The 8,834-nt window shown below is 67.3% G+C and carries 6 protein-coding genes; 5 read left to right on the forward strand and 1 reads right to left on the reverse strand.

Annotation, left to right across the window (positions count from 1 at the left end; translation table 11 throughout):
* Positions 1-8 precede the first annotated feature (8 nt).
* Positions 9-1,316 carry a hemolysin family protein gene (locus tag AC1RVY_RS25045; RefSeq protein ID WP_218293647.1) on the forward strand — a complete coding sequence of 436 codons (1,308 nt, stop codon included), beginning with the start codon at positions 9-11 and terminating at the stop codon, positions 1,314-1,316.
* A 157-nt stretch (positions 1,317-1,473) separates the two neighbouring features.
* Positions 1,474-1,782 carry an H-NS histone family protein gene (locus tag AC1RVY_RS25050; protein ID WP_218294417.1) on the forward strand — a complete coding sequence of 103 codons (309 nt, stop codon included), beginning with the start codon at positions 1,474-1,476 and terminating at the stop codon, positions 1,780-1,782.
* Positions 1,783-2,040: 258 nt separating this feature from the next.
* On the opposite strand, the gene AC1RVY_RS25055 is transcribed toward AC1RVY_RS25050, so the two are convergent.
* A complete protein-coding gene (locus AC1RVY_RS25055) occupies positions 2,041-2,922 on the reverse strand; it encodes a helix-turn-helix domain-containing protein (RefSeq protein WP_492808802.1) in 882 nt (293 codons plus the stop codon).
* Between AC1RVY_RS25055 and AC1RVY_RS25060 the strand changes: the two genes are divergently transcribed.
* The 3 genes from AC1RVY_RS25060 to AC1RVY_RS25070 all read left to right on the forward strand — a co-directional run.
* A complete protein-coding gene (locus AC1RVY_RS25060) occupies positions 2,921-3,451 on the forward strand; it encodes a hypothetical protein (protein ID WP_492808804.1) in 531 nt (176 codons plus the stop codon). The two genes, AC1RVY_RS25055 and AC1RVY_RS25060, sit on opposite strands and share 2 nt — an antisense overlap.
* A gap of 218 nt (positions 3,452-3,669) precedes the next feature.
* A complete protein-coding gene (locus tag AC1RVY_RS25065; protein ID WP_369641780.1) occupies positions 3,670-6,597 on the forward strand; it encodes an aconitate hydratase in 2,928 nt (975 codons plus the stop codon).
* A 161-nt stretch (positions 6,598-6,758) separates the two neighbouring features.
* On the forward strand, positions 6,759-8,834 hold a 2,076-nt coding region (locus AC1RVY_RS25070), incomplete at its 3' end, for a PAS domain-containing protein (RefSeq protein ID WP_492808806.1).

The following is an 8,834-nucleotide window of genomic DNA, read 5'->3' on the forward strand; positions in this document are numbered from 1 at the left end:
GGTGAAGCATGGATTTTCTGCTGATCGCGCTGCTGACCTTGCTCAATGGCGTGTTCGCGATGTCTGAACTCGCCCTGGCGTCCAGCCGCAAGTCGCGCCTGGCCACCATGGCCGAGGCCGGTGACAAGGGCGCGCAGGCGGCCCTGGCGCTGCTGGACAACCCCACGCAGTTCCTCTCGTCCGTCCAGGTGGGTATCACGTCCATCGGCATGCTCAACGGCATCATTGGCGAGGCGGCCTTCAGCGACGGCCTGGGCATCTGGCTGCAGGAGGCCGGAATGCCCGCCCGCCCCGCCGGCATCGCGGCCACCGCGCTGGTGGTGACGGTCATCACCTTCATCACCATCGTGTTTGGCGAGCTGGTGCCCAAGCGCATCGGCCAGCTTTATCCGGAAACCGTGTCCCGGGTGGTCGCGCGCCCCATGGCCTGGGTGGCGAAGGTGGCCAAGCCATTCGTGCGGCTGCTCTCGCTCTCGACGCAGGGCGTGCTGGCGCTGATGCGCGTGGACAACGCGGCGGGGCGCGCCGTCACCGAGGAGGAGATCGTGGCCAGCCTGGAAGAGGGCCGCGATGCCGGGGTGATCGAGCACCATGAGCACCAGATGGTGCGCAACGTGTTCCGGCTCGATGACCGGCCGCTCACGTCGCTCATGGTGCCCCGCAGCGACGTGGCCTGGCTGGACGCCGGACTGACGGTGGCCGAGGGGTTGCGCATGGCCGGCAGCGGCGGGGAGCAGGGCGCGCATTCCTGGTATCCGGTGTGCCGGGGCTCGCTGGATGAGGTGGTGGGGCTCCTGAGCGTGGCGCGCCTTCTCGAACTCGGCCCGCAGGCGCAGGGGCTGCTCGAGCGCCATGCGCAGCCCGCGGCTTTCCTTCCGGAAACGCTGAGCGGCATGGAGCTGCTGGAGCAGTTTCGCGCGCGCTCGGGGCGCATGGTGTTTGTGGTCGATGAATATGGCGTGGTGCAGGGCATCATGACCCCGCGCGATTTACTCGAAGCCATTACCGGCGAATTGCAGCCGGGCGCGGCCACGGACGCATGGGCCACCGCGCGGGGCGATGGCACCTGGCTGCTCGACGGCCTGGTGCCGGTGGCCGAGCTCAAGGCGCGGCTGGATATTCGGGATTTACCCGGTGAAGGGCGGGGGCGCTATAACACCTTGGCCGGCCTTTTGATGGCGGAAACCGGACATTTGCCTGCCATTGGCGAGAGAATCGGCTGCGCCGGATGGATATTTGAAGTGCTCGAGCTCGACGGCAAGCGCATCGACAAGGTATTGGCGCAGCCGGAGCCACCGGCCGCCTCCAGTCTCTGAAAGGCCCGGCACCAATACCCCGCCGCCGGGTGCCATTCATTATGGGCATGGCGGGTAATATGGAAATTCCATGAATTTGAAGGGATGGATGGCAAAGGCGGCAGATTATTCATATAATTCATCCGTCACACTTTCCTCCACCCTGAACCCTGACACCATGACCACCAGCTATAAAGAACTGTTGAAGCAGCGCGAAGCCCTTGAGCAACAAATCAGCGAGGCCCGCCGGCGTGAATTGTCGGACGCGGTGTCCCAGGTTCGTTCCCTGGTGGCCGAATATGGCCTGACCGCCCAGGACGTGTTTCCCGCGGGCAAGGCCGCTGGCAAGGCCACGGGGCGCAGCTCCACCGCTGGCACCAAGGTGGCTCCCAAGTACCGCAATCCCGCCACGGGCGAAACCTGGACGGGCCGTGGCAAGGCGCCCAAGTGGATTCAAAACGAGAGCCGCGAGAAGTTTGCCATTTAAAAAGGCGGCAAACCGCTGCCGCCAGGAATTCTTCAGGCATATCGGATGGCCTGATTCGCCTGAAGGCCCGGTACGGCATGGCTGCACAGCCATCGCACAGAAAATAAAGCCCGCACCCGCGGGCTTTTTTTATGCGCCATTTACTTCGTGCATTCAGCGAATGAGTCCGGGTACCCCGGGGCCTCTTGGGGCAGCGGCGGCGGGGCAGGGATTTTTTATGGGCTCGCGGCCGCTGAAGGCCCTTCGAGCCCATTGGTATCACGCGGGTTCCTGCGGATGTGGTTGCGAGGCCACCTTGCGCAAAACCTCCGCCGTGAAATCGTCGGCCGGAAAGAATGATTCCACGGCCAGTTCCTGCAGGGTCACGTCCACCGGGGTGCCAAATATCGTGGTCGTGCTGATGAGCGAGAGCATTCCGTGCACGCTTTCAAAGCAGAACGGCATTACCACGCCCAGCATTTCACCCGCCAGAACCGGCGCGCCCGGTGCCTGCGGCGCGGGATATTCCTGTAACTCGGCCTGCAGGGCGATCAGCGCCGGGTCGGCGGTGGCCTGTATTTGCTGGCGCAGGCGTTCAAACAGGTGGGCCCGCCATTGCGGCAGATTGGCGATGCGGGGGGCCAGGCCCTGGGGATGCAGGCTCAGGCGAAACACGTTGATCGGGGGCGCGAGCAGTTCCGGGCTCACGTGCGAGGCCAGCAGGGCCTGGGCGGCCTGGTTCGCCGCCACCACGTTCCAGCAGCGGTCGAGCGCGATGGCGGGGCAGGGTTCGTGCCCCTTGAGCACCAGCTCGACGGCCTGGCGCGCCGCCGCGAGGGCGGGGTCGTTCAGTGCGCGCTCACGGTACATCGGCGCGTAGCCGGCCGCCACGAGCAGGGCATTGCGCTCGCGCAGCGGGATGGCCAGCCGTTCGCACAGGCGCAGCACCATGTCGCGGCTCGGGTTGGTGCGTCCGGTTTCCATGAAGCTCACATGCCGCGTGGAGATGTCGGCCTCGTCGGCCAGTTCCAGCTGGCTCAGGTGCCGCTGCTGGCGCCAGGTGCGCAGATGGTCGCCAAACGATGCGGGCCCCGGCGGCGCCGCGCGGTGCGGCAGGCTGGGGCGCACAGGGCGGTGCGAAGGGGGGGATGTGGAGGTCATGGGCCACATCCTAGGGGGAAAGAGCGTGCAGGCCATTACCTGCCAGGTCATCGACGCGGTGCACCGGGACGGGAACGATGCAGGCCTGTTCTTCATTTTTTTACCCACCAAGGAGTCTTCCATGTTCAACCTGATGTCTTCCCCCCGATTCCTGCGCGCCGTGGTCTGGTTCGATGCCTCCACCGGTGTGCTGCTCGGTGCCCTGCACCTGCTGCTGACGGCGCCGCTGGCCGGGTGGCTGGGTCTCGCGCCGGGGCTGCTGCAGGCCTCGGGCGTGCTGCTGCTGGGCTACGCCGCCCTGGCCACCGCCATCGCGCGGTCCGAGTCCATGCCCCGTGGCTGGCTGTGGGTGCTGATCGTTGGCAACTTCGCCTGGGCGCTGGCCAGCCTGGCGCTGCTGCTGGGCTCCGCGGCCGCGCCCACCCTGCTGGGCCAGGCCTATCTGCTGGTGCACGTGGTGTCCGTCGCCCTGCTGGCCGAACTGCAGTGGATGGGCGTGCGCCGCCTGCCCGCATGGGCCGCCGCTTGACGGGTATTCATCTTTTGCTCTTGAATTAATAGCCCCTGGCGCTTGTCGCACAAGCGCCAGGGGCATTCTTGATTCATCTTCCATGCGGCGGCGGCGTGGGCCGGAGCACCGGCCTGCGCCGCACCGGCACCGGGGCCCGGCGGCCCGCATAGCCCCACGATTGCACCGTCACGCAGGACTGCCAGAATAGGCCTTGTTGCCTTTCACAGGAGTTCGCCATGGCCTCATCGCCCAAGCCCGCCCGTCACGCGTTTGCCAACACCCTCAAGAGTTTCAGGACAGCGTCCGGCAAGGAGGGCCAGTTCTACTCTCTGCCCGCGCTGGCCCGGCAGTTTCCCCAGATCCACCGCCTGCCCGTGTCGATTCGCATCGTGCTCGAATCGGTGCTGCGCAACTGCGATGGCCGCAAGGTGACCGCCGAGCATGTCAAGGAGTTGGCCCACTGGGTGCCCAAGGCAGACCGCAAGGACGAAATTCCCTTTGTGGTCTCGCGCGTGGTGCTGCAGGACTTTACCGGCGTGCCGCTGCTGGCCGACCTGGCCGCCATGCGCAGCGTGGCCGTGAAGCTGGGCAAGAACCCCAAGAAGATCGAGCCGCTGGTGCCCGTGGACCTGGTGGTGGACCACTCGATCATGATCGACCACTACGGCAAGAAGAATTCGCTCGACCTGAACATGAAGCTCGAGTTCCAGCGCAACCGCGAGCGCTACGAGTTCATGAAATGGGGCATGCAGGCGTTCGACACCTTCGGCGTGGTGCCTCCGGGCTTTGGCATCGTGCACCAGGTGAACCTCGAATACCTGGCGCGCGGCGTGCACAAGCGCAAGGACGGCGTCTACTACCCCGACACCCTGGTGGGCACCGACAGCCATACCACCATGATCAACGGCATCGGCGTGGTGGGCTGGGGCGTGGGCGGCATCGAGGCCGAGGCCGCCATGCTGGGCCAGCCGGTGTATTTCCTCACGCCCGACGTGGTGGGCTTCGAGCTCACGGGCCAGCTGCGCGAGGGCGTGACGGCCACCGACCTCGTGCTCACGGTGACCGAGATCCTGCGCCAGCACAAGGTGGTGGGCAAGTTCGTGGAGTTCTTTGGCGAGGGCACGCGCACGCTGTCGCTGCCCGATCGCGCCACCATCGGGAACATGGCGCCCGAGTACGGCGCCACCATGGGCTTCTTCCCGGTGGATGAAAAGACCATCGACTACTTCCAGGGCACGGGCCGCACCAAGGGCGAGATCGAGGCCTTCGAGGCGTACTTCAAGGCCCAGGGCCTGTTCGGCGTGCCGCTGGCGGGCGAGATCGACTACTCTCAGGTCGTGCGGCTGAACCTGGGCGACGTCACGCCCAGCCTGGCGGGCCCCAAGCGCCCGCAGGACCGCATCGAGCTGGGCAAGGTCTGCAGCCAGTTCGCCGACCTGTTCAGCAAGCCCATCGCGCAAAACGGCTTCAACCGCCCGGCCGAGCTGCTGCACACCCGCCACCATGTGCGCCCGTCCGACGCGCCGGCCGAGGTGAGCGCACCCGCCGAGAAGCCCCTGCCCTCGGGCGCGCCGCGCTTCGTGGTGGAGATGGAGCACAACAAGCCCACCCTGGCCGCCGCGCACGCCGAGGTGCCCGCCCAGCAGGCCAGCCGCGCTGGCGACGTGACCCTGGGCAACGGCGACGTGCTGATCGCCGCCATCACCAGCTGCACCAACACCAGCAACCCCAGCGTGCTGCTGGCCGCGGGCCTGCTGGCCAAGAAGGCGGTGGAGGCGGGGCTCAAGGTCAAGCCGCACATCAAGACATCGCTGGCGCCCGGCTCGCGCATCGTCACTGAATACCTCACGCAGACCGGCCTGCTGCCCTACCTGGAAAAGCTGGGCTTCGCGCTCGCCGGCTACGGCTGCACGACCTGCATCGGCAATGCGGGCGACCTCACGCCCGAGCTGAATGAGGCCATCACCAGCAACGACCTCGTGTGCGCGGCCGTGCTCTCGGGCAACCGCAACTTCGAGGCGCGCATCCACCCCAACCTCAAGGCCAACTTCCTGGCCAGCCCGCCGCTGGTGGTGGCCTACGCCATCGCGGGCACGGTGCTCAAGGACCTGATGACGGAGCCCGTCGGCAAGGGCAAGGGCGGGCGCGACGTCTACCTGGGCGACATCTGGCCGACCAGCGACGAGATCCACCAGCTGATGAAGTTCGCGATGAACGGCAAGGCCTTCCGCGAGAACTACGCCAAGGTGGGCTCCGACCCCGGCAAGCTCTGGGAAAAGATCAAGGGCGTGGGCGGCAATGCCTACACCTGGCCCGCCAGCACCTACATCGCCGAGCCGCCGTTTTTTGCCCAGTTTGCTCTTGAAAAAGGAGCTGCCAGCGCAGATGCATCAAGCGCTGGCGGCCAAAATGACGCAAAACTTCCGTCCGTGCTGGGTGCGCGCATCATGGCGCTGTTCGGCGACTCCATCACCACCGACCACATCTCGCCCGCCGGTTCCATCAAGGAAAGCTCGCCCGCGGGCCAGTGGCTGCTGCAGCACGGCGTGATGAAGCAGGACTTCAACAGCTATGGCGCGCGGCGCGGCAACCATGACGTGATGATGCGCGGCACCTTCGCCAACGTGCGCATCAAGAACCTCATGATTGCCCCCACGGCCGACGGCTCCCGAGAGGAGGGCGGCGTCACGGTGTTCCAGAACGAGGGCGCGCTGCAGGGCGAGAAGATGTTCATCTTCGACGCCGCCATGCAGTACATCGCCCAGCGCACCCCCACGGTCATCTTCGCCGGCGAGGAATACGGCACGGGCTCCAGCCGCGACTGGGCGGCCAAGGGCACGCAGCTGCTGGGCATCAAGGCCGTGGTGGCGCGCAGCTTCGAGCGCATCCACCGCTCCAACCTGGTGGGCATGGGCGTGCTGCCCCTGCAGTTCCGGGCGGGCGAGTCGTGGGAGACGCTGGGGCTCACCGGCAGCGAGGTGATCGATGTGGTGCCGGACCCCGCGCTCACCCCGCAAAGCGATGCGCAGCTCGTCATCCGTCGCGCGGACGGCTCGCGCCAGGAGGTCACGGTCACGCTGCGCATCGACACGCCGATCGAGGTGGACTACTACCAGGCGGGGGGCATCCTGCCCTTTGTGCTGCGCCAGCTGCTGGCCGGCTGAAGATGATGCGGGGGGGCCGGCGCTGCGGCGTCGCGCCCCGGGGGCCGCGCGCCCAGTCAGCCGTGTGCCAGGGAGACCGTAAAGAATGTGAATGCCTGCTTACTCGCCGATACACTTGTGACGTTGTGTCGAAATAGAGTCCTGCACTGCCTCACGCCCGTATGCCCCCTTCCACCCGCTTCAGGCCCTATCGCGCGCTGCTGACGGACACACCAGCCGTCACGGTGGTGCTGGTGGTGGCCGCGCTGGCGGCCGTGATGGTGCCGCTGGCGCAGATGATGGGCGATGGTGCGGGTTCCCAGCACGGCCTGGAGCCTTTCATGGAACTGGTGGCCGTGCTACTCGGGCTGCTGGTGGTGTCGGTATCGCTGCACACTCTCGAAGCCCCCGAGCAAACCCGTGCCAACGTGCTGGTGGCGGGTTTCGGCGTGGCGGCGGCATGCAATTTTCTCCACGGCGTGCTGGCGCATTCGACCTCGGTCCACATGCCCACGGGCACGGCCGGCATCTCGCTGTGGCTCAGCAGCTGGGCCCGGGTGGCGGAGACGCTCACCCTGCTGCTCACGGCGGTGCACCTCACCGCCGCGGGCCCTGCCAAGGCGTGGCTGGCCGCCTCCGCCGGCATGGCGCTGCTGCTGCTGGGAACGGCGCTGGGGCCGCTGCCCGCATCGTTTGCGCAGGCCGCGGGCGGAGCCTTGCGGCAGTACCTGGCGTTCGGGCTCGTGCTGGTGCTGGCGGCGGTGGCCCTGCTGCTGCACCGCGATGCGGTGCACCGGGGGCAGGCGCGCGAGCGCGTTTTCGCCTGGGCGGCGGCGGCCTTCGCCTGCGGTGAACTTTCGGTGGGCCTGCTGGGCGGCCATTCTCCCGTGGGCGGCCCGCTCGCCCACGGCTGGCGCATCGTGGCCTATGCGCTCCTGTACCAGGCGGTGTTCAACGCGGGCATCCGCCAGCCGTTTGCGCGTGTGCAGGAGGCCGAGCGGCTGCTGCGCGAAAGCCAGGGCCGCCTGTCGCTGCTTGGGCGCAACCTGCCCCACAGCGTGTTGTACCAGGTGGTGCGCGAGCACGACGGGCGCACGCACTTCGTGCACATGGGCGAGGCCATTGCCCGCCTCAACGGTGTCAGCGTCGAGGACGTGGTGCGCAACCCCAGCGTCCTGTACGGGCAGATCCTCGAGGAAGACCGCGCGCGCCTGCTGCGGGCCCAGGAGAACTCCTTCGTGAACATGGCGGCGGTGGAAGAGGTCTTCCGGATGCGCCGCCCGGACGGCCAGCTGCGCTGGATGCACCTGAGCGCCTCGCCGCGCCGGCTCGACGATGGCCGGGTGATGTGGGACGGTGTGCAGACCGATATCACCGCGCACCACCTGGCCGAGGAAGCCTCCCACGCCCATGAGGCCCTGATGGCCAACATGCTGCGGCAGGTGCCTGGCGGGGTGGCACGGCTGGACCGCGATTTGCGCGTGCTCTACGTCAACGAACAGCAGGCCCGCTGGCTGCACCGCGAGCCCGCGCAGCTGCAGGGGCAATTGCTGAGGGATGTGCTGGAGCCCGAAGTGATGCAGCGCATGCAGCCTCATTTCGACAAGGCGTTCGCGGGCGAGGCGGCGGTGTTCGAGAACCGCATCGACGGACCCGGCGGCACCCAGTGCCACCACACCACCATCGCCCCCGAAAGCGTGACGGACCAGGGCGTGCCCGCCGTGGTGCTGTTCGCCTACGACCTCACCGAGCTCAAGCGCATCGAGGAAGAGCTTGCGCACCAGAAGGCACACCTTGCGCGCGTGGTCAACGCTATGCCCGACATGGTGTTCCTCAAGGACGCGCAGGGTGTCTACCTGTCGGTCAACCCCGTGTTCGAGCGCTTTGCCGGGCGGCCGGAGCGCCAGATCGTGGGTTGCAGCGATTTCGATCTGGTGGCGCAGCCCGAGGCCGAGCGGTTCCGCAACTACGACCTGCGCGCCATGCAGGCCTGGCAGCCGCTGGTGTACGAGGAAACGCTCACTTTCGCCGAGGATGGCTACCAGGGCCAGTTCGAGACCATCAAGACCCCCATCCGCGACCTGCACGGCCGCGTGACCGGCGTGCTGGGCGTGTGCCGCGACATCACGGACCGCAAGCGAGCGGAGCAGGAGATCGAGCGCCTGGCGTTCTTCGACGCGTTGACGGGCCTGCCCAACCGGCGGCTGCTGCTCGATCGCCTGCAGCGCTCCATCGCCGCGTGCCAGCGCACCAGGAAC

The organism is Acidovorax sp. GW821-FHT11A03 (assembly GCF_058809075.1).

Bases quoted from the DNA above. Each gene is read 5' to 3' on its own strand.
- AC1RVY_RS25055 (WP_492808802.1), bottom strand. From the start codon at position 2,922: ATGACCTCCACATCCCCCCCTTCGCACCGCCCTGTGCGCCCCAGCCTG.
- AC1RVY_RS25050 (WP_218294417.1), top strand. From the start codon at position 1,474: ATGACCACCAGCTATAAAGAACTGTTGAAGCAGCGCGAAGCCCTTGAG.
- AC1RVY_RS25065 (WP_369641780.1), top strand. From the start codon at position 3,670: ATGGCCTCATCGCCCAAGCCCGCCCGTCACGCGTTTGCCAACACCCTC.
- AC1RVY_RS25045 (WP_218293647.1), top strand. From the start codon at position 9: ATGGATTTTCTGCTGATCGCGCTGCTGACCTTGCTCAATGGCGTGTTC.
- AC1RVY_RS25060 (WP_492808804.1), top strand. From the start codon at position 2,921: ATGGGCCACATCCTAGGGGGAAAGAGCGTGCAGGCCATTACCTGCCAG.